The organism is Lysobacter sp. CA196 (genome assembly GCF_052078695.1).
GTDB lineage: Bacteria > Pseudomonadota > Gammaproteobacteria > Xanthomonadales > Xanthomonadaceae > Lysobacter.
Window position 1 is genome coordinate 25,503 of record NZ_JBQJIN010000021.1, and the last position, 19,854, is coordinate 45,356.

The 19,854-nt window shown below is 69.1% G+C and carries 18 protein-coding genes; 7 read left to right on the plus strand and 11 right to left on the minus strand.

Annotated features, from left to right (window positions below; all coding sequences use genetic code 11):
- Window positions 1–29: 29 nt before the first annotated feature.
- Both ACTOWK_RS17035 and dksA read right to left on the minus strand, forming a co-directional pair.
- A complete protein-coding gene (locus ACTOWK_RS17035; protein ID WP_441331298.1) occupies window positions 30–386 on the minus strand; it encodes a hypothetical protein in 357 nt (118 codons plus the stop codon).
- Window positions 387–615: 229 nt separating this feature from the next.
- The gene (gene dksA, locus ACTOWK_RS17040; protein WP_441331299.1) at window positions 616–1,707 is read right to left on the minus strand and encodes an RNA polymerase-binding protein DksA; all 1,092 of its coding nucleotides are present in this window, start codon (window positions 1,705–1,707) and stop codon (window positions 616–618) included.
- Between the two features lie 345 nt (window positions 1,708–2,052).
- On the opposite strand from dksA, the gene yidD reads away from it, so the two are divergent.
- From yidD to ACTOWK_RS17055, 3 genes are read left to right on the plus strand one after another with little or no spacing between them, the layout of a single operon-like run.
- Window positions 2,053–2,301, plus strand: a complete 249-nt coding sequence (yidD, locus tag ACTOWK_RS17045; protein WP_031370542.1) for a membrane protein insertion efficiency factor YidD — start codon at window positions 2,053–2,055, stop codon at window positions 2,299–2,301.
- On the plus strand, window positions 2,286–3,617 hold the full coding sequence (locus ACTOWK_RS17050) for a dihydroorotase (protein ID WP_441331300.1): 1,332 nt from the start codon (window positions 2,286–2,288) through the stop codon (window positions 3,615–3,617). Before yidD ends, ACTOWK_RS17050 begins: the two co-directional genes overlap by 16 nt.
- Window positions 3,614–4,534 carry a M23 family metallopeptidase gene (locus ACTOWK_RS17055; protein WP_441331301.1) on the plus strand — a complete coding sequence of 307 codons (921 nt, stop codon included), beginning with the start codon at window positions 3,614–3,616 and terminating at the stop codon, window positions 4,532–4,534. Before ACTOWK_RS17050 ends, ACTOWK_RS17055 begins: the two co-directional genes overlap by 4 nt.
- 4 nt (window positions 4,535–4,538) lie before the next feature.
- Here the strand turns inward: ACTOWK_RS17055 and ACTOWK_RS17060 are convergent, their stop codons facing one another.
- The 8 genes from ACTOWK_RS17060 to efp form a co-directional block, all read right to left on the minus strand.
- Window positions 4,539–5,411 carry a hypothetical protein gene (locus ACTOWK_RS17060; RefSeq protein ID WP_441331302.1) on the minus strand — a complete coding sequence of 291 codons (873 nt, stop codon included), beginning with the start codon at window positions 5,409–5,411 and terminating at the stop codon, window positions 4,539–4,541.
- On the minus strand, window positions 5,408–7,126 hold the full coding sequence (locus ACTOWK_RS17065; protein ID WP_441331303.1) for a diguanylate cyclase: 1,719 nt from the start codon (window positions 7,124–7,126) through the stop codon (window positions 5,408–5,410). The genes ACTOWK_RS17060 and ACTOWK_RS17065 overlap by 4 nt, the downstream gene beginning before the upstream one ends.
- Before the next feature lie 214 nt (window positions 7,127–7,340).
- On the minus strand, window positions 7,341–8,282 hold the full coding sequence (folE2, locus tag ACTOWK_RS17070; protein WP_441331304.1) for a GTP cyclohydrolase FolE2: 942 nt from the start codon (window positions 8,280–8,282) through the stop codon (window positions 7,341–7,343).
- Window positions 8,283–8,370: 88 nt separating this feature from the next.
- On the minus strand, window positions 8,371–9,129 hold the full coding sequence (locus ACTOWK_RS17075; protein WP_441331305.1) for a phytoene/squalene synthase family protein: 759 nt from the start codon (window positions 9,127–9,129) through the stop codon (window positions 8,371–8,373).
- A complete protein-coding gene (locus ACTOWK_RS17080; RefSeq protein WP_441331306.1) occupies window positions 9,111–9,815 on the minus strand; it encodes a phosphoglycolate phosphatase in 705 nt (234 codons plus the stop codon). The genes ACTOWK_RS17075 and ACTOWK_RS17080 overlap by 19 nt, the downstream gene beginning before the upstream one ends.
- Complete coding sequence (gene ubiG, locus ACTOWK_RS17085; protein WP_441331307.1) at window positions 9,812–10,630, minus strand: bifunctional 2-polyprenyl-6-hydroxyphenol methylase/3-demethylubiquinol 3-O-methyltransferase UbiG; 819 nt, start codon at window positions 10,628–10,630, stop codon at window positions 9,812–9,814. Before ubiG ends, ACTOWK_RS17080 begins: the two co-directional genes overlap by 4 nt.
- 202 nt (window positions 10,631–10,832) lie before the next feature.
- Window positions 10,833–12,173 carry a TRZ/ATZ family hydrolase gene (locus ACTOWK_RS17090; RefSeq protein ID WP_441331308.1) on the minus strand — a complete coding sequence of 447 codons (1,341 nt, stop codon included), beginning with the start codon at window positions 12,171–12,173 and terminating at the stop codon, window positions 10,833–10,835.
- A gap of 259 nt (window positions 12,174–12,432) precedes the next feature.
- Window positions 12,433–12,999 carry an elongation factor P gene (gene efp / locus ACTOWK_RS17095; protein WP_441331309.1) on the minus strand — a complete coding sequence of 189 codons (567 nt, stop codon included), beginning with the start codon at window positions 12,997–12,999 and terminating at the stop codon, window positions 12,433–12,435.
- 260 nt (window positions 13,000–13,259) lie between these two features.
- Here efp and epmB point away from each other — a divergent pair, with 260 nt between their 5' ends.
- Window positions 13,260–14,309: an EF-P beta-lysylation protein EpmB gene (epmB, locus tag ACTOWK_RS17100; RefSeq protein WP_441331310.1), complete on the plus strand. Its 1,050-nt coding sequence runs from the start codon at window positions 13,260–13,262 to the stop codon at window positions 14,307–14,309.
- 176 nt (window positions 14,310–14,485) lie between these two features.
- Window positions 14,486–16,579 carry an EAL domain-containing protein gene (locus tag ACTOWK_RS17105; RefSeq protein WP_441331311.1) on the plus strand — a complete coding sequence of 698 codons (2,094 nt, stop codon included), beginning with the start codon at window positions 14,486–14,488 and terminating at the stop codon, window positions 16,577–16,579.
- A 314-nt stretch (window positions 16,580–16,893) separates the two neighbouring features.
- On the opposite strand, the gene htpX is transcribed toward ACTOWK_RS17105, so the two are convergent.
- Entirely contained in the window at window positions 16,894–17,808 is a 915-nt protein-coding gene (gene htpX, locus ACTOWK_RS17110; RefSeq protein WP_441331312.1) for a protease HtpX, read from the minus strand.
- Between the two features lie 184 nt (window positions 17,809–17,992).
- Between htpX and gluQRS the strand changes: the two genes are divergently transcribed.
- Both gluQRS and phbB read left to right on the plus strand, forming a co-directional pair.
- Window positions 17,993–18,949: a tRNA glutamyl-Q(34) synthetase GluQRS gene (gene gluQRS, locus ACTOWK_RS17115; RefSeq protein ID WP_441331313.1), complete on the plus strand. Its 957-nt coding sequence runs from the start codon at window positions 17,993–17,995 to the stop codon at window positions 18,947–18,949.
- 42 nt (window positions 18,950–18,991) lie between these two features.
- Complete coding sequence (gene phbB, locus ACTOWK_RS17120) at window positions 18,992–19,732, plus strand: acetoacetyl-CoA reductase (RefSeq protein WP_057918483.1); 741 nt, start codon at window positions 18,992–18,994, stop codon at window positions 19,730–19,732.
- Window positions 19,733–19,854: the final 122 nt, after the last annotated feature.

The following is a 19,854-nucleotide window of genomic DNA, read 5'->3' on the forward strand; positions in this document are numbered from 1 at the left end:
GCCGCGCCGCGGCCCGATCAGCGGCCCGATCAGTCGCTGCGCAGTCTGACCCGGCGGCTTTCCGCTTCGGGATGCGGTGCCGCTTCGGCGCGCGGCGCGGGTTTGCGCAAGGCCGCCGCGACCGCGCCGACCAAGGCGATCAGGCCGTTCAAGGCCACCGCCGCGACCGCTACCAGCACGTCGCCATAGCTGCCGGCGGCGCTGGGTTCGGCATCGAGGTTGGCCAACCGCCATACGCCCATGCCGATCAGCGGCGAGCCGACCAGCAGGTTGAGCACGAACAAGGCCGGGCCGGCGACGCGGTTGTAGCGGTAGGACAGCCGCCACAGCACCAGGTTGAGGCCGATGATCAGCACCGGTGCGGCAAGCAACAGCAGTTCGTCCATGAGTCGTCGCCGGTTATGCGGTGGCCGCCACGGTAGCACCGTCCGACCGGCGCGGCAGTAGCCGGCCACGGCCGCCTCGCCGTCGTCGCCACTCCGGCCTGCAGCGTCGTGCATGCGCGGGCCAGTCATGCCGCGCCGACGCGGCCCGCACCGCAGCGGCGGCCCAAAAACGAAAAGCCCCGCATTCGCGGGGCCTTTCGTGGTGCGGTACGGCGGGATACGCGACCGATCAGTCGCCCATCTGCTTCTGCAGGTGTTCCCAACGTTCCTGAGCGTCGATGGTGCGCTCGGCGGTCAGGCGCGCCTCCAGGCGCTCCAGGCCGATTTCTTCGCCGGTGTCGACGCAGAAACCGTAGTCGCCGGAATCCACGCGCTTGAGCGTGCTGTCGATCTTGCTGATCAGCTTGCGGTAACGGTCGCGGGTGCGAAGCTCGAGCGAGTTCTCGGTCTCGCGCGTCGCGCGCTCGGCCTCATCGCCGACATCGCGCACTTCGTCCTTGAGGTTCTCGATGGTCTGCTTCGATTCCTCGACCAGGTCGGTACGCCACTGCAACAGACGCTGGCGGAAGTACTCCAGCTGCAGCGGGCTCATGTATTCCTCGTCCGGCGCCGGCTTGTAGCCTTCCGGCATGAGCGGACGGCCGGTCGCCGGGTCGTTCTTGTAGGGCACGACCTTAACCTTGGTTTTCGGTGCGGGGGTTTGTTGAGTCTTGGCGGTGACGGCCACGGCGACCTTGCCGGCCGGGCGCACGACCGGAGCGGCGGCGGTTGTCGCGGACTTGCCCGCGGAGTTTTTGCTGGATGCTGTCTGGGTCACTGTGTTCTTGCTTTGGTCGGAGATGCTGACGACCTGCGTCGGGGCGGCCTTGGAGGGCGGCGACGATGCGGGCTGCTTGTCGGCAGGCTTGGCTGCGGGCTTCACAGCTTCGGGCTTTTTCACTTCAGTTTTCTTAAGCTCGGGCTTCTTCGCTCCGCTGTCCTTGCCTGCCGCGGATTTCTTGGCCGGTGCCGCGGGCACCGCCTTCTTCGCCGGAACCGCCGGCTGGGCCGCCGGCTTGTTCGCGGCCGGAGCCTTGGCGGGCGCCGTCTTCTTCGCGGGCGCGGCCTTCTTGGCCGCCGGTTTGCTCGGCGTGGCTTTCTTGACTGCTGCCGTCTTGGTCGCCGCGGGCTTGCTCGCGGGCTTCTTGGCCGCGGGCGTCTTGACCGCAGGCTTCTTGGCGACCGCCTTCTTCGGCGCAGGCTTGGCCACCTTCTTAGCGGCCGGCTTGACGGTCTTCTTGGCGGCCTTGGCGGCCTTCTTCGCAGGTTTTTTCACTGCCACGAGCGGCTTGTCCTTCTATTCCCTGAGGGCGCCCCTGGACGCGGTCCAGGAGCTTCGCGGGCCAAGCATGACCCACCCGGTCATCAAATGCACATGCGTTCGACGACCGCAAGTGAAATCCGGCATTACGCCGGTTTTCGCCCGGTCCGAGCAAACATGGCGGCTTCGCTTCCACGCCGCGCGGACCTTCGTCTTGCACTTGCCTTGTTTGGGGAAAGCGCGCTGTTATACCCTGCTGCGGCACCCGCGGCAACCGCGCGAAATACCCGGCCAAACGCAGTGCCCGCGGTCTGTTCAGCGCCCCGGCCCTGTCTTAGTCCCTACCGTTGCCGGCATGAAGGAAACGTGATCGACCGCCTGCTCATCGCCCTGCTTCATGGCTACAAACGTTGGATCAGTCCGATGTTAGGCCAGCGCTGCCGTTTCTATCCCAGCTGCTCCTCATACTCGATGCAGGCCATCGAGCGCTTCGGCGCGCTCAAGGGCAGCTGGCTCACGGTCCGGCGCATCGCGCGCTGCCATCCCCTGCACCCCGGCGGGCACGATCCGGTGCCGCCCCTGGAACCTGGAAAGCACTCATGTCATCGACACTGATCGTCAACGCCCGCCTGGTCAACGAAGGACGCGAATACGACGGCGACCTGCGCGTCGAAGACGGCCGCATCGCCCAGATCGGCAGTGGCCTGGCCGCACGCGGCAACGAGACCGTGGTCGACGCTCAGGGCCGGCGCCTGCTGCCGGGCATGATCGACGACCAGGTTCACTTCCGTGAACCGGGCCTGGAGTACAAGGCCGACATGGCGACCGAGTCGGCCGCGGCGGTCGCCGGCGGCCTGACCACGTTCATGGACATGCCCAATACCAACCCGCCGACCCTGGATGCGCAGGCGCTGGAGGACAAGTACCGCCGCGCCGCCGGCCGCGCCTGGGGCAACTACGGCTTCTACCTGGGCGCCAGCAACGACAACCTGGCGGCGATCCAGCGCCTGGACCCGCGCACGGCGCCCGGTGTGAAAGTGTTCATGGGCGCCTCGACCGGCAACATGCTGGTCGACGACCCGGTGACCCTCGACGCGATCTTCCGCGACGTGCCGACGCCGATCATCACCCACTGCGAAGACACGCCGATGATCGACGCCGAACTGGCGCGCTACAAGGCACAGTACGGCGACGACATCCCGGCGCGCTTCCATCCCGATATCCGCTCGCGCGAGGCCTGCAAGAAATCCACCGAGCTGGCGATCTCGCTGGCGCGCAAGCACGGCACCCGCCTGCACGTGCTGCATATCAGCACCGCCGACGAGCTGGCGCTGTTCGAGGCCGGCCCGATCGAAGGCAAGCGCATCACTGCCGAGACCTGCATCCACTTCCTGCGTTTCGACCGCGACGATTACGAGACCCTGGGCCACTTGATCAAGTGCAACCCGGCGATCAAAGACCCGGCCGACCGCGAGGCGTTGATCCGCGCGGTCGCCGGCGACGTCATCGACGTGCTCGCCACCGATCACGCTCCGCACACGCTGGAAGAAAAAGCCCGCCCCTACACCGGCGCGCCGAGCGGCCTGCCGCTGGTCCAGTTCGCGCTCAACGCCGCGCTGGAGCTGGTGCATGAAGGCCGCCTGACCACCGCCCAGGTGGTCGACAAGTTCGCTCACGCCCCGGCCAAGCTGTTCGACGTCGCCCAGCGCGGCTTCCTGCGCGAAGGCTATGCCGCCGACCTGGTGCTGATCGACGACGCGCCCTACACCGTGCGCCGCGAGGACGTGCTGTCCAAGTGCGGCTGGTCGCCGTTCGAGGGCCGCACCTTCCGTTCGCGGATCGCCTCGACCTGGGTCAACGGCGTATTGGCCTGGGACGGCAGCGCCCTGGTCGGCGCGGCCAACGGACAGCGCCTGGCTTTCGATCGATGAGGTCAGTGCTCGCGGGTTCGATGTTGCTTGTGGCCGCGCTCGCGGCCTGGCTCGTCCCGGTTTCGTTCGCCGATGCACAAACCGCCCCGGCCGTAGCGCCGGCGCGCGCGCCGGCCGATGCCCGCATCGTGTTTCCACCGGCGGCGCAGCAAGGCGCGTTGGTGATCGGCAAGGTCCCGGCCGGCAGCGTGGTGCGCTACGGCGAGCGCGTCCTGCGTACCACCGGCTACGGCACGGTGGTGTTCGGCGTCGGCCGCGAGGCCAGCGGCACGTTGACCTTGCAAGTCGAGACCGCGCCGGGCCGCGTCGACAGCGTGCGCATCGCGGTGACGCCACGCGATTTCCCGACCGAGTACATCCAGGGCGTGCCGCCCAAGACCGTCAATCCGCCGCCGGAGATCGCCGCGCGCATCGAACGCGAGCAGGCCGAAGTCACCGCCGCGCGGGCGCGCGACGACGACCGCGCCGATTTCGCCCAGGCCTTCGTCTGGCCGGTACGCGGCCGCATCAGCGGCCGTTTCGGCAACCAGCGCGTCTACAACGGCCAGAAAGGCTCCGGCCATTCCGGCATGGACATCGCCGCGCCGACCGGCACCGCGATCCTGGCGCCGGCCGCCGGCGTGGTCACTTTCGCCAAGCCCGGCCTGTATCTCACTGGCGGCACCGTGTTGCTCGACCACGGCCACGGAGTCAGCTCGAACTTCCTGCATCTGTCGCGCATCGACGTCAAAGTCGGCGACCGCGTTACCCAGGGCCAGACCCTCGGCGCGGTCGGCGCAACCGGGCGCGCGACCGGCCCGCATCTGCACTGGGGCATGAACTGGTTCGACGTGCGGGTCGACCCGCTGCTGATGCTGGAACGCGCGCAGGCCGACCAGACGACGAAAGCGGCGGCGGCGAAACCGGCGACGCCGTAACGCCTCAGGCGAGGTCGGGCGCCGGATACAGGCGTCCGAGCGGCGCGTAGGAAGGCGAGCGTTCCAGCTCGCACAGGCGCAGCCACTTCGGATTCGGTTGACGCGGCCCCGCCGCGAGCAGGCCGGCGCCGGTCGAGATCAGGCCGAGCCGCGAACGCGCCGCGGTCGCGGCGATGTAGAAATCGCCGTCGTCGACGCCTGCATCGCCGTCGAACGACGGCAAAGCGCGGCGCTCTTCGGGCAACCACGGCGCGATCTGCAGCCACAACGCCGGCCAGTCGATCTGCGGAAACGGCGCGGCGCGCGCCGCCATCGGCGTCAGCTGCGGCGCCAGGCGCCCACGTGGCTGCACCGGGTTCTCGGCGAAACAGCGGTAGACGAATTCGCTCGCGGTCATCGCATCGGCGCCGGCGCGGGCGACGCGCTGCAAGGCTTCGTACAACACCCGGCGCAAGGCCGCTTGCGGCGGCAACTCGCGCTCGCGCACCGCCGCGAGCACGCCGAGCGCGCGCAAGGGATCGCCGGCATAGTTCGGCCGACGCAAGGACAAGGCATGCGCAAGCACGGCGATGCGGTCGTTGTCCTGCAAGTCCTCGCCCTGCCCCGACAGCGGGCGGCGCACATCGACCGCGACCAGGTCGGCCGCCGCCAAGCGCTCGTCCAAAGACGGCTCGACCACGCCGCCGGCACCGAAATCGATCACGCAGCCGGCGCGGCCGACCAGCGCGACCTGGTCGTAATCGCTGTCGCCGAACCACGCGCTCAAACTCGCCAACTCGCTGCGGCTGCGCATCAGCAGCAGGTCGCCGGTGCGCAACTGCGCAGCCGAGACCGTGGCCGTGGCCGTGGCCGTACCCGGGCTGTCCGGCGGGTTCATGACACGACCTCGGGCTCCGGCGCGACGCTGTGACCGGTAACGCGGTCGCGGCCGGCCGACTTGCTCGCATACAGGGCGGCGTCGGCGCGTTCCAGCAACTGTTCCGGGGTTTCGCCGGTGCGCAGTTCGGCCACGCCGAGGCTGAGGCTGACCGGCAACAGGCGGCCGTCGATCGACAAGGGGCTGCCGCTGACCGATTCGCGCAGATGCTCGGCCACCCGGATCGCGTCGCGCAGATAGGTATCGGCCAACACCACCAGCACTTCGTCGCCGCCGTAACGGCCGAACAGGTCGTAGGCGCGCAAGCGGTTGCGGGTGCGCAAGGCGACGATGCGCAGGGTTTCGTCGCCGACGCGATGGCCGTGCTCGTCGTTGATGCGCTTGAAATGGTCGATATCGAAAAACACCACCGACAGGGGCCGGTGCGAACGCTGCGCACTTTCGACCGCGCCACGCAGGCTCTGCGAAATCGCCGCGCGGGTCATGGCCCCGGTCAGGCTGTCGTAGGTGGCCAGTCGGTTGGCGGTGTCGCGGTCGCGCCGCAGCTGCTGCAGTTTCGAGGTCAGACCGAGCAGCAGGCCGAGCCCGCCGAAGGCCAGGCCGACCGGGAACGAATATTCCAGCCAGGCGTACTCCGGCCACCACTCGTGATTGGCGCCGACCAGCACCACCAGCAGCACCATCAACGGCGACCACGCCAGCAACAGGAAGTAGGCCTCGCGCTGACGCCGCCAGATCGCCACCACGGTGCAGTACAGCACCAGCCCGATCACCAGCAGCAGGTTGAGGTTGCCGAACAGCGCGCTGTGCTTCCAGGTGCGGAACAGCGACACCAGCAGCAGCGCGCCGAGCGACGCACTGCAGTAGTCGAGGATGCGCGCGACCTTGGGCTGAGTCGTGCGCAAGCCGAGGAAGAAGATCAAAAAGCGGATGCTGGCGAGCACCGCGGCGGTATTGAGCACGACGTTGGTGCGGCCGTCCGGGGCGATCTCGTCGAGCCAGGGAATCGCCCGCATCTCGCCGCCGTCGGCGGTCAGGGTCAGGATCTGCAGGACCAGGGTCAGGCCGAGGTAGGCATAGCCGCGTTCGCGCAGCCCGGCCCAGAAACCGAAGGCGAGCACCGCCGCCACCCCCATCGCGGTCAGCACGATGCTGCGCAGCCCCACGTGCAGCATGTCCTCGCGCTGCACTTTCGCCAGCGGCTGGATCGTCACCTTGGACGGCAGCACGTCGACCGTCAGCACGCGCAGATACAGCGAATCGCCGCGGCGCAGGCCGTGCGGCAAGGGGAAGACGATGAAACGGGTGGAATGGCTGAAGTCGGTGTCGGGCCCGTAGATCGAGCGCCGCAGCGGCACCGCGTCGCCGGGGCGCCACAGTTCGATTTCGCGGCGATACGGCCGGCTGATCACCAGTTGCGGCGCATCGGATTCGGCGACGTCCTGGTTGACCGTCACCCGCCACCACACCGGCTGGCGCCGCGGCGCCGAAATCTGGTTGCCGGCGATGCTTTCGAACTCGCGATCGAATTCGCCCCCGAGTATCCGCGCCGGCACCGGGTCCTGGCCCAGGCGGGACAGACTCAGCGACGGCGACGCATAGGAGGCGCGGCCCGGCGAAGCCAGGCCCAAGGATTGCGCCGACACGATCGTCGCCACCCACATTCCCAGCAGCACCAACAGGGTCTGCCAGGCCCGACGCGAGGGTTTCCCCATGCCCCTTCCGGTCACAAGTCTGGTGAACCGAGCATAGCCCATGGGCCTCGCGCTCCGGGGGAGGGGGCCGTCACGGTTTGGGCCTCGAATCTGTGCACTCGCCCACGCCTCCATGCATTGCCGCAGCGATCCTGCCGCGGCTCGGAGACGATGCTACACGTCCGCTGCGTCGCCGCGATGCCGACTGTCCGTCGGACATCGCCGCATCACACCGTCAGTCGCGGGCGCCCTGCCCGGTGACCCGGGCGACGGCGTCGTGCGCGTGCAGGCTTTCGAAGTGCGCGATCTGCGCATCGAAGCGTTCGATGCGCTTGTCGTGCGACAAGGCGGCGGCGACGCGGCGCGCGGCGTCTTCGCAGAACATCAGGTTTTCGGCGTTGAGGCGGGCGAAGGCCTGCTCGTCCTCGCGCTTGACCGCGGTCTGCACCGGCGTGCCGAGGGCGTGTTCGATGGCGTCGATCAAAGCGACCAGCGGCACTTCGTCGAAGGCCGGACGCAGTTCGACGCGCACGTCGGCGCGGCTGCGCTGGGCGTGCGGCGTCGCCGCCAGACCGCGTTCGGACGCCAGCCAGTCGCTGACCACCGCGGTCGACAGCGGATGGGCGGCGGCGAAATCGTCGGCGAAACGTTCGGCGTTGAGCTGGCGCGACAGCGCCGCCGAGGCCGGACAGGTGCTGGAGTATTCGACCGCGAAACGCAGGCCCAGATGCAGGTGGCCGTCGAGCAGGCGCGCGTCGATCTCGACCGGGTAGCGCTTCCAGCCGGCGTTGTGGCTGGCCAGCGCCGGACGCAGCAGCAACTGCTCGTAGCGCAGGACCAGACGCGCGGCGCTGGAAATGCCGCCCTGGCCGTCGACCAGGCTCTGCAGCACCCGGCGCAAGCCGGCCGGCGTCACCGTCTCGCTGGCGAAGGCGTTCTGCAGATGCAGGTACATGCGCGACATGTGGATGCCGCGCGCATCGGCGTCGCGCAGATTCACCGAGACGTCGACCGAGGCCGCGACCTGGATCGAACTGCCGTCGGCCGCGGCGATCCGCAGCGGCAAGGCGATGTTGGACATCCCGACCCAGTCGAGCGGTCGCGCCGCGGCGGCGGCGTCGAAGGCGACATCGGGCAGGACGGGCTTGAGTGCGGAGGGGGTCTGGGGAGGATTCACGACGACAAAGGTGGGGGCGCGTGGGGGGAACGCAACGCCGTCATTCTAGCCGCAGGGGCCGGGCGTCCCCTGCCCGGCCCTGCAACGCTCAGTTGCGGGCGCCACGCCAGGCCGCCAGCAGCGCCGTCCACGGCGACAGCGGACGGGCCGCGTCGCCGCGCTGCAGGCGGGTATGCGCCAGCGCCGTCCACAGGCGCCGCGGCACGGTCGAGCCGCCGCGGGCCGGCCATTGCGCCAGCAGTTCGCGGCTCCATTCGGCCGCCGCGCCCTCGCCCGGACGCGCCAGGGTGCGCGCGACCACGCTCAGCGGCACCGCCGCGTCGCCTTGCAGGACCAGGCGCGCTTCCAGCAGCGAGGACAGGATCGGCGCCACCGCAGTCTCGGCCAACTGCCCCGGCACCGGCCCGAACAGGGCCAGGTCGATCGCGCCGATGGCCTCGGCCAGCGGGGTCAGCGCCTCGAAGGCCTCGTTGCGGTCGCCCGGGCGCTCGCGGCTGTCGCGCAGCGACGGCAGCATCACCGCCAGCGCCTTCCACGGCGCCGCTTGCCGCTGCAGGGCCAGGCCGAGCGGGTGCCGGCGGCGGCCCTGGCTCCAGCCTTGCAGTTCCTCGATCCACCAGCCGAGCTTGGCTTCGCCCGGCGCGGCATCGCTGCCGCCCCAGGCGGCATCGGTCAGTTCCTGTTGCAGGCTCGCCCAGGCCAGCGCAGTGCTGCGCTGGGCGCGCGGCACGAACACTTCGGCGACCGACCATTCCGGCCAACGCGCGCGCCACTTGGCGGTGAAATCCTCCAGCGCCTCGTCGCGGTCGGCGGCGGCGGCCGCTGCGGTCATCGCGTCGCCGGCCATGCGCCTGGCTCGCTCAAACTCGCAGGCAGCTCGACCAGCACGTCGCCCTGCCAGGCGATCGGGTCGTCCTCGCTGAGGCGGTAGCCCCACAGCGCCACCACCGAAGCCATGCCGGCGGCGCGCGCGGCGACGATGTCGCGCTCGTCGTCGCCGACGTAGATGCAATCGCCGGGACGCATGCCGATCAATTCGGCGGCATGGGTCAGCGGCAGCGGATCGGGCTTGCGCACCGCCAGGGTGTCGCCGCCGATCAACACCGCACAGCGCGTCTGCCAACCCAGCAGCGGGATCAGCTTGCGCGCGAGGTATTCGGGCTTGTTGGTGACGATGCCCCACACGCAGCCGGCCGCTTCCAGCGCCGCCAGCATCGCTTCGACGCCTTCGAACGGCGCGCCGTGCAGGCCGAGTTCGCGCTCGTACAGGTCGAGGAATTCCTGCACCCAGCCGTCCCGCTCGCCGGCGTCGATGTCGGGAAAGGCCGCGCCGATCATCGCCCGCGAACCCTTGGACACGTGCGGTCGCAAAAGCTCGAGGCCGATCGGGTCGCGGCCGCGATCGGCGCGCATGCGGTTGGCGACGGCGAGCATGTCCGGCGCGCTGTCGAGCAAGGTGCCGTCGAGATCGAACAACACCGCCTTCGGGAAGGCGCGTGCGTCGGCCTGGTCGAGCGTAGCGGCGGCGGTCATGCGTCGAACTCCGGCTTCAGCGCGCAAGCGAGGTAGTTGACGTCGGTGCGCGAGATCACCCGCGCCGCGTTGCGCCAGGGTTCGTACATCAGGCCGCTGACGTCTTCCATCTGCAGGCCGGCCTCGCGCAACCAGGCGGCGAGTTCGGACGGCTTGATGAAGTCGCGGTACTGATGCGTCCCTTTGGGCAACACCCGCGCCACGTATTCGGCGCCGACGATGGCCAGCGCGAACGCCGCCGGGGTGCGGTTGAGGGTCGACAGGAACAGACGTCCGCCGGGCCTGAGCAGACGCGCGCAGGCGCGCACCACCGCGGCCGGATCGGGCACGTGTTCGAGCATCTCCATGCAAGTGATCGCATCGAAGCGACCCGGCATTTCCTCGGCCAGGCTCTCGGCCGCCTGCAGGCGGTAGTCGATGGCGACGCCGGTCTCCAGGCGATGCAGCTTGGCGACCTTGATCAGTTCCGGCGCGAGATCGATCGCGGTGACCTGGGCGCCCGCCGCGGCCAGGGCCTCGCTGAGCAGGCCGCCGCCGCAACCGACGTCGAGCACCTGCGCATCGCGCAGATTCACGCGCTGGACGACATAGCCCAGGCGCGCCGGGTTGAGCGCGTGCAAAGCCTTCTGCGGGCCTTCCGGGTCCCACCAGCGATTGGCCAACGCGCCGAACTTGTCGAGTTCGGCCTGGCTGAAGTTGTTGTGCTCGGCCGCGGCGCTGTTGTGCTCGGCCGCGGCGCTGTCGTGCTCGGCCGCGGCGCTGGCGCCTGCGGAGCTGTCGGAGGGGGTGTGCGGGGTCGAATTGGCTGCGCTCATGACTTCCTGCCCGTCATTGCTGCGGATCGTTGCGGACCGCCCTGCCCGCGCGATGCGCGGGCGAGGATCGGTCCGGCGTGGCGCGGGCCGGGCCCGCGGCGTGTGGGTCGATAGTGTGAAGCAAGCGCCGCCGATGCGCCGTCGAGGCCGCGCCAGCGCACGGCGACAGCGCCCGGTGGCGATCGCGTCGCGGCGATCGCGCTCAGCGCCGGATCGTCGCGATGCGTTCGCGCCATTGCCGGGCGTTCGCGACCAGGGCCGCGGTGTCCATGTCGATCAGTTCGCGCTGGCGCAGCTTGCTGCGCCCGGCGATCCACACGTCGCTGACCTGGTGACGGCCGGTCGCATACATCAGCTGCGAGACCACGTGGTGCACCGGCTGGGTTTCGAGCTGGCCGAGGTCGACGCAGACCAGGTCGGCCTGCTTGCCGATCTCGATCGAGCCGATCTTGGCTTCGAAGCCGAGCGCCCTGGCGCCGCCGAGGGTGGCCGCGCGCAGCGACTTGAACGCGTCCAGGGCCGAAGCGTCGTTGGCGACCGCCTTGGCCAGCAAGGCCGCGGTGCGGGTTTCGCCGAACATGTCGAGGTCGTTGTTGCTGGCGCAGCCGTCGGTGCCGATCGCCAGGTTGACCCCGGCCTGCTCCAGCTTGCACGCCGGGCAGAAGCCCGAGGCCAGCTTGAGGTTGGATTCAGGGCAGTGCACCACGCTGACGCCGCGCTCGGCGCACAAGGCGATCTCGGCGTCGGTGAGCTGGGTCATGTGCACCGCGATCAGGCGGTCGCTGACCAGGCCCAGCCGGTCCAGGCGCGCGAGCGGTCGCTGGCCGTGCAGCTTGATCGAGTCGGCCACTTCCTGCGCGGTCTCGTGGGTGTGCAGGTGGATCGGCAGGTCGAGCTGGTCGGCGAGCATGCGGATGCGTTCGAAATTCGCATCGCTGACCGTGTACGGCGCATGCGGCGCGAACGCGGTCGCGACCAGGGCGTCGTCGCGCCACAGGTCGTGCACTTCGCCGGCGCGGTCGAAGTATTCGTCGGAGCTCTTGGCCCAGGCGGTCGGGAAATCGATCACCGGCAGGCCGACCCGGGCGCGGAAACCGTGGCGCTTGTAGACCGCGGCCTGCACGTCGGGGAAGAAATAGTTTTCGTTGGCGCAGGTGGTGCCGCCGCGCAGCATCTCGGCGATCGCCAGGGTGATGCCGTCTTCGACGAACTGCGGCCCGATCACCGCCGCTTCGACCGGCCAGATGTGGCCTTGCAGCCATTCCATCAACGGCAGGTCGTCGGCGATCCCGCGCAGCAGGGTCATCGGGTTGTGGGTGTGGGCGTTGACCAGGCCCGGGATCAGCGCGGCCTCGGGCCGCGACACCGTCTGCGCCGCGGCGTAGCGCGTGCGCGCCTCGGCGGTCGGCAGCAGACCGACGATGACGCCGTCCTTGATCGCCACGGCGTGGTCTTCGAGCACCACCGCATGCGGCTCGACCGGCACCACCCAGCCCGCTTCGATCAACAGGTCGCAGGCGATGGGCGGGTGTTCGTGGGTCATATGCGCTCGCTCGTAAGGCTGTGGGGCACCGGTCCGGCAGGCTCCGGTGCTTGCCGCCAGGCCGGCGGCATGGCGCCGTGCGGCCCGCAGGCCCGGTTCGCACCGGACCTTTTCGCACCGGACCTCATTGTGGGCTGGCCGGGTTACAGCCGACTTTGCCGATCGCGACCGCAACCCAGGCAAGGCGCCCGGCCGGCGCTGCGGCCAGGCTGCGGCCAGGCTGCGGTCGCCATCGCGGCCGCAGCCCAACACTAATAACTTACTTGGCGCGGCTGAAGTACTCGCCCGAACGGGTGTCGACCTTGATGATCTCGTCCTGGCTGACGAACAGCGGCACGCGCACCACCGCACCGGTTTCCAGGGTCGCCGGCTTGCCGCCGCCGCCCGAGGTATCGCCGCGCACGCCCGGGTCGGTCTCGACGATCTTCAGTTCGACGAAGTTCGGCGGCTGGACCATGATCGGCACGCCGTTCCACAGCGTCACCACGCAGGCTTCCTCGCCCTTGAGCCACTTCTCCGCGCCGCCCATGCCCGACTTGTCGGCCTGGACCTGCTCGAAGCTTTCCGGGTTCATGAAGTGCCAGTACTCGCCGTCGCTGTAGAGGTATTGCATGTCGGTGTCGACGACGTCGGCGGCCTCGAGGTCGTCGGTCGCCTTCATGGTCATTTCGACCACGCGGCCGGACTTGATGCTGCGGTACTTCACGCGGGTGAAGGCCTGGCCCTTGCCCGGCTTGACGTACTCGGTATCCGTGATGACGCAAGGATCGTTGTTGACGAGGATCTTCATCCCGTTCTTGACGTCGTTCATGCCATAGCTGGCCATGCTGAAACTCCTGCGAATAATGAGTGTGGCGTTGCGTTGGGGTTCCGGTCACCCCCGCACCGGGCGGGTCGGCGGTGGCCGCGGCCGTCGTCCGGCGCGGTCCCGGGCCGGCCTGCGGCGAGCCCAGGGGTCCGCGATGCGAGGGACCTGCCTGTGGCGGCGGAAGGCTAGAATGTCGGGCTGCGCCGGCCCATCCGCTGCGATTCACCGCGGCGGCGGGACCCGGGCGCCGTAATCGGAACCCTGAAGGCTAGCCCTGCATGATACCCGCTGCTCAAGCCTCCTTACAGCAGGCCCCCACGCCCGCGAGCGCAACCGCCGGCCCGCCGGCCGCGGGCGCTCGCTGGCAGGCGCTGTGGCGCGAGGCGGTGCGCGATCCGCGCGAGCTGCTGGCCCTGCTCGGCCTGTCCGACGCGGCCCTGGCGCTGTCGGACGAGGCCGCGGCGCAGTTCCCGCTGCGGGTACCGCGCGGTTTCGTCGCGCGCATGCGCCACGGCGACCCGCACGACCCGCTGCTGCGCCAGGTCCTGCCGCTGGACGACGAACTGCGGCCGATGCCGGGTTTCAGCCTCGACGCGGTCGGCGACGACGCGGCCAAGGCCGGCCATGGCGTGATCCGCAAGTACAACGGACGGGCCCTGCTGATCGCCACCGGCAGTTGCGCGATCCACTGCCGATACTGCTTCCGCCGTCACTTTCCCTATGCCGAGGAAACCGCCGCGGCCGGCGGCTGGCGCGACGCGGTCGCCGCGATCGGCGCCGACACCGGTATCGACGAGGTCATCCTGTCCGGCGGCGACCCCTGGTCGCTGGCCACGCCGAAGCTCGAAGAGCTGAGCGAGGCCCTGGCCCAGGTCCCTCACCTCAAGCGCCTGCGCATCCATACCCGCCTGCCGGTGGTCCTGCCCGAGCGCGTCGACGCCGCCCTGCAGACCTGGCTCGAACGCCTGCCGTGGCCGGTGGCGGTGGTGCTGCACGCCAACCACGCCCAGGAATTCGACGCCGAGGTCGACGCGGCGATGCGGCGCCTGCGCGCCAGCGGCGCGACCTTGCTCAATCAGGCGGTGTTGCTGCGCGGCGTCAACGACAGCGTCGAGGCCCTGGCCGCGCTCAGCGAGCGCAGCTACGCCGCCGGCGTGCTGCCCTATTACCTGCACCAGCTCGACCGGGTCCAGGGTTCGGCCCATTTCGAGATCGCCGACGAGCGCGCCCGCGAGCTGCACCGGCAGCTGGCCGCGCGCCTGTCGGGCTACCTGGTGCCCAAGCTGGTGCGAGAAGTGGCAGGCGACCCGGGCAAGCGTCCGTTGTAAGGTTGTAATCTGGTTGGGGTTTGATTGGGGAACGCCGAGGAGCCGTACGCGGACGCGGAAGCGCCCGCGGCGTACGTCCGCGGCGCGATCGAACTCCTCAACGGGTCACAGATTCTCGACCTTGCATGGACGAGGCCGGCGCTTCATGTCATAAAACCGGCCCACGGAGGTGGTCAATGCAATTCGGCAAAGACATGGTGCTGCGCTTGTTGATCGTCGACGACAGCGTCGAGGCGGCGGAGGCCATCGTCAGCGGGCTACGCAACAGCGGCATCGCGGTACGGCCGACACGGCCGGAAAACGAACAGGAAGTCGCCGCACTGATCCTGCAGCATCCACCGGACCTGGTGTTGGCGGCGCGCAACTCGCGCAACGTCTCGCTGGCCAAGCTGATGCAGAGCGTCGACGCCAGCGGCAAGGACCTGCCGGTGCTGGTGCTGTTGGAATCGATCGACGACGCCGCCCTGCTCGGCGCGCTGGAGATCGGTGCGCGCGGCGTGGTGCTGCGCTCCAACGTCGCCCACGTGCAGAACGCGGTACGCGCCGAATGGGCCGACCTGGAAGCGCGCCGCTCGCTGCGCCGCCTCGAGGCCCAGGTCCGCGAGACCGAGCGCCGCTGCGACGCGCTGATCGATTCCTCGCGCGACCCGATCGCCTACATCCACGAAGGCATGCACATCCGTGCCAATGCCGCGTACCTGGAAATCTTCGGCTTCGAGTCCTTCGAGGACATCGAAGGCATGTCCCTGCTCGACCTGGTCGCGCCGTCCCAGGTCGACGGCTTCAAGCAATTGCTCAAGCAGCTCAGCAAGGGCGAGGCGCCGCCGCCGAGCTACGAGACCCAGGCCCGCGCGCTCGACGGCAACGCCTTCCCGGCGGTCATGGAGTTCACCGCGGCCACCTACGAAGGCGAACACTGCCTGCAGGTGGTGCTGCGCCGCCAGGAGATCGACCCCGAACTCGCCCGCGAAGTGGAAGCGCTGCGTCAGCGCGACCAGGTCACCGGCCTGCTCAACCGCGCCACCTTCCTGCGCGCGCTCGAAGACGCGGTGTCCGACGCGGCGCAGAACTCGGCCCACCATGGCCTGCTGCTGCTCGAGCCCGACCACTACAACCAGCTGTTGCAGGAAATCGGCCTGGACCAGGCCGACCAGCTCATCGCCGCCTGCGGCGAGCGCCTGCGCGCGGCGATCGGCCCGGACGACATTGCCGCGCGGTTCGGCGAGCACCAGTTCGCGGTGCTGACCCGGCACAGCGACCATATGCACACCTCCAACCTCGCCGAAGGCATCCGCGCGGCGTTCGCCGACCACGTGCTGGAGACCGACAGCCTGTCGCTGAGCGCCACCGCCAGCGTCGGCGGCGTGCAGATCGGCGAGAAGATCGCCAGCATCACCGCGGTGCTCGGCAAGGCCAGCCAGTGCCTGCAGTCGGCCAGCGACGTCGGCGGCAACCGCACCGAGCTGTTCGACCCCGGCGCGGCCGACCGCGCCGAGGAAGAACGCATCGCCGCCTGGGTCGGACGCATCCGCGACGCCCTCGACGCCGACCGCTTCGTCATGAACTACCAGCCGCTGATCAATCTGCACGGCGAACCGATGGAGATGTACGAGGCCTACCTGCGCATGCAGAACAGCCCCTCGGGCGAAGTCGGCGGCGAGCTGGTGCAACCGTTGTCGTTCCTGCAGATCGCCGAAGAACACGGCCTGCTGTGGGAAATCGACCGCTGGGTGGTCGGCAAGGCCATCCAGGTCATCGGCGAACGCATGCGCCAGGGCCGCCGCACCACCTTGCTGGTCAAGATCACCCAGGCCTCGCTACAGGACGAAAGCCTGATCCAGCACGTGGTCGAGCAACTGGCCAAGTACGGCGCCGACGGCAAGCTGCTGGTGCTGCAACTGCCCGAGTCCAAGGTCTTCACCAACCTGCGCGCCGCCCAGGAACTGCAGTCGCGCATCTCCCAGTACGGCGTACGCGTCGGCCTGGAGCAGTTCGGCGCCGGCCTCAACTCGTTCCAGTTGCTCAATCACTTCGACGCCGCCTTCCTCAAGATCGATCGCGGCTACATGATCGACCTGACCTCCAACCCCGACCACCAGCAGCGCGTGCGCGAAATCGCCGAGAAAGCGCGCGAACTGGGCCGGCAGACCATCGCCGAATTCGTCCAGGACGCCGCCAGCATGAGCCTGCTGTTCGGTGCCGGCATCGACTACGCCCAGGGCCATTTCCTGGCCGCTGCCGGGCCGGACATGGATTACGACTTCCAGTAGTTCGGGACTTGGGACTTGGGACTCGGGACTCGGGACTTGGGACTCGGGACTCGGGACTCGGGACTCGGGACTCGGGACTCGGGACTCGGGACTCGGGACTCGGGACTCGGGACTCGGGACTCGGGAAAAGGCTGAAGGCTCCATATTGTCGCCGCAACAAAAAAACCGCCGAAAGGCGGTTTTTTTGTCGTCGAAGTTGCGGCAAACAACCCGCCCTTGCCGTGTCGCCGTTGCTGTTCCCCCCTTTGGTGAGGGGGGCCAGGGGGGATTTGCTCTTGCTCTAAGCCGCGCAACTGCCACCTATCGCACCGACCTCAGCGCACCACCGCGCGGCCGCTCGAACGCTGCTCCGGCGCATTGCGCAGCGCCTCGATGCGTTCCTCCAGCGGCGGATGGCTGCGCATCAAGCGCGAAAACCCATGCCCGACCGCGCCGCTGATGCCGAACGCCTGCACCTGGTTCGGCAAGGTGCTCTGCCCATAGGTCTGCGACAACCGCTGCAGCGCCGCGATCATCTTGTCGCGGCCGGCCAACTGCGCACCGCCGGCGTCGGCGCGGAACTCGCGGTAACGCGAGAACGCCATCGCGATCATGCTGGCGATCAAGCCGAACACCACGTCCAGCACCATCACCACCAGGAAGTAGAAGAGGCCGGGGCCGCGCGACTCGCGCTGACCGCCGAGCATCGCGTCGATCCAGCCGCCGACGATGCGCGCGGCGAACAGCACGAAGGTGTTCAGCACGCCCTGGATCAAGGCCATCGTCACCATGTCGCCGTTGGCGACGTGGCTGACCTCGTGGGCGAGCACCGCTTCGGCTTCGTCGCGGCTCATCGCCCGCATCAGCCCGGTCGACACCGCGACCAGCGCCGAGTTGCGGTTGGCGCCGGTGGCGAACGCGTTGATTTCCGGGGCGTCGTAGATCGCGACCTCGGGCATGCCGATGCCGGCCGCTTCGGCCTGGCGGCGCACGGTCGCGACCAACCACTGCTCGGTCTCGTTGCGCGGCTGTTCGATCACGTAGGCGCCGGTCGCGCGCTTGGCGATCCACTTCGACATCAGCAGCGAAATCAGCGAGCCGCCGAAACCGAACACCGCCGCCATCACCAGGATGCCGCCGTTGTTGCCCAGGCGGATGCCGAAGACGTTCTGCAGCACCGACATGACGATGCCGAGCAGGATCAGCACGGCCAGGTTGGTGGCCAGGAAAAGGGCTATGCGTTTGAACATGGACGTACGGGCTCTGTCTTACCGCGCACCGTGCGCAGCTTCAGTCGACGTCCCTGTCCAGGGCGGCATCGCCGCCGCCTGTCCTCATGTGCGGCGCGATCGCCGCATTGGTCAAATGTGGCGAAGACGCCGTTAATTCAACGAGAATCCCGCTATAACCCGTCCCAGCCAGAGCGCTCGTTCATTGTCCGGACATCCTTCACCGACCGCTGCGCCTGACCGGACGGACACGCCGTACCGGGGCCGCTTTGCGCCCTCGCCGACCGGCGACCTGCATCCGGGCTCGCTGCTGGCCGCGTTCGGCAGTTGGCTGCTCGCCCGCCATCACCGCGGCGCCTGGCTGGTCCGTATCGAAGACCTGGACCCGCCGCGCGAAGTTCCCGGCGCGGTCGAACGACAGTTGCGCACGCTCGCGGCGTTCGGCCTGCGCAGCGATGAGGCGATCGTGCGCCAGAGCGCGCGCGGCGTCCTCTACCAGGCCGCGCTCGACCGCCTGCTCGACGAAGGCCGCGCGTTCTTCTGCCATTGCAGCCGCAGCGACCTCGCGGCGAGCCACGGCATCCACCGCCGCTGCGTCGCGCACGCGCCGCGCCGCGGCCGCGCCGCGCCGCAACCGGCGGTGCGCCTGCGCGTCGCCGACGGCGCGGTGGTCGGGTTCGACGACGCCTTGCTTGGCGCGCAATCGCAGGACGTCGCCGGCGACGTCGGCGACTTTGTCCTGCGCCGCGCCGACGGCTACTGGGCCTACCAACTCGCAGTCGTCGTCGACGATGCCGCGCAAACCATCAGCGACGTCGTGCGCGGCGCCGACCTGCTCGACTCGACGCCACGCCAGATCCTCTTGCAAGCGGCGCTCGGCCTGCCGACGCCGCGCTATGCGCATTTGCCGCTGCTGCTCGACGCGCAGGGCCGCAAACTGTCCAAGTCCGACGCCGCCCAGCCGGTCGATGCCGGCGATCCCCTGCCCGCGCTGCGCACCGCCTGGCGCGGCCTCGGCCAGGATCCGCAGGCCCTGGACACGGTAGCGACTGTCACGGAACTGCTCGAACGCGCACAGGTTTCGTTTAGTCCGGCACAGATTCCGAAATGTGCTAAGCCTCTCGCCGCGATGCACAACGACCCTTTGACGAATGCTGTCTAGAATCGGTCCGAGACCGCGCGGTCGCGGTCAAGGAGAGTACAGATGCAGTCACGCGTTGCACTCGTCACCGGCGGTACCGGTGGCATCGGCACCTCGATCGTCCAACGCCTCGCCAAGATGGGCCACAAGGTAGCGACCAACTATCGAGACGAAGCCAAGGGCCGCGCCTGGCAGGCGCAGATGAAGGAACTCGGCATCGACGTGGCGATCGCCAGCGGCGACGTGTCCTCGCCGGAACAGGCCGAAGCCCTGATCCGCGGCGTCGAGTCCCAGCTCGGCCCGGTCGACATCCTGGTCAACAACGCCGGCATCACCCGCGACTCCACCTTCCACCGCATGACCTCGCAGCAGTGGAGCGAGGTCATCGCCACCAACCTCAACTCCTGCTTCAACGTCACCCGCCCGGTGATCGAGGGCATGCGCGAGCGCAAGTGGGGCCGGATCGTGCAGATCAGCTCGATCAACGGCCAGAAGGGTCAGTACGGCCAGGCCAACTACGCCGCGGCCAAGGCCGGCATGCACGGCTTCACGATTTCGCTGGCGCAGGAAAACGCGAAGTTCGGCATCACCGTCAACACCGTCTCGCCGGGCTACATCGGCACCGACATGGTCATGGCCGTGCCCGAGGACGTGCGCAACAAGATCGTCGCCCAGATCCCGACCGGCCGCCTCGGCACGCCGGACGAGATCGCCTACGCGGTCGGTTTCTTCATCCCCGACGAAGCCAGCTGGATCACCGGCGCCAACCTGTCCGCCAACGGCGGCCAGTACATGGGTTGGTAGGGACCGGGGCCAAGTAAAGCTGGGGGCTAGTAAAGACCCGCGCCGCGCCGGAGACCTGTTCAGGGTCTCCGGCTCCGGCATACGAGCGGGCCCGCCTTCCCGCTTCGACGCAACGCCGCCGC